1 protein-coding gene is annotated in these 381 nt (G+C 51.7%); it reads right to left on the bottom strand.

Annotated elements, in window-relative coordinates; genetic code table 11:
• The coding region (locus HKX41_10645; protein ID NNC24589.1) for a GntP family permease at positions 1-146 on the bottom strand (146 nt) is incomplete at its 3' end.
• Between the last annotated feature and the right edge of the window lie 235 nt (positions 147-381).

The following is a 381-nucleotide window of genomic DNA, read 5'->3' as shown; positions in this document are numbered from 1 at the left end:
AACGCCGCGTTGACGAGCCCGACCGCGAACGCGGCTATCGCCAAGCCGACGAACGCGGGGAGGTCTAACACGACCAGTAGCAACACGACCAACGCGAGTCCGACGACGAACGTCAAAAGCGGGCTCTGTGCGAATTCGATTGCCATGCGTGAGACGCCGTATCACTCACACTATAAAAATGATTATCATATATCATGTATGTAATTATTATAGTATAAATTAAGGGAAATAATTTGTACAGTAAGTATAACAAAAAATAGAGCCAGTACAGAGGAGTCGACGCAGAGACTCGCCCGTTAGAGCCTCCGACGGCGGCGATGTGGCGCGGTCTCCGGTGGCTTCGTCACCGACCGGCGCACGAATACGCACATCTGTGCATAT

This window comes from Salifodinibacter halophilus, from assembly GCA_012999515.1.
Lineage (GTDB): Bacteria > Pseudomonadota > Gammaproteobacteria > Nevskiales > Salinisphaeraceae > Salifodinibacter > Salifodinibacter halophilus.
The sequence above is the reverse complement of the archived record's forward strand: the minus strand, read 5'-3'. Positions and strand labels throughout refer to the sequence as shown.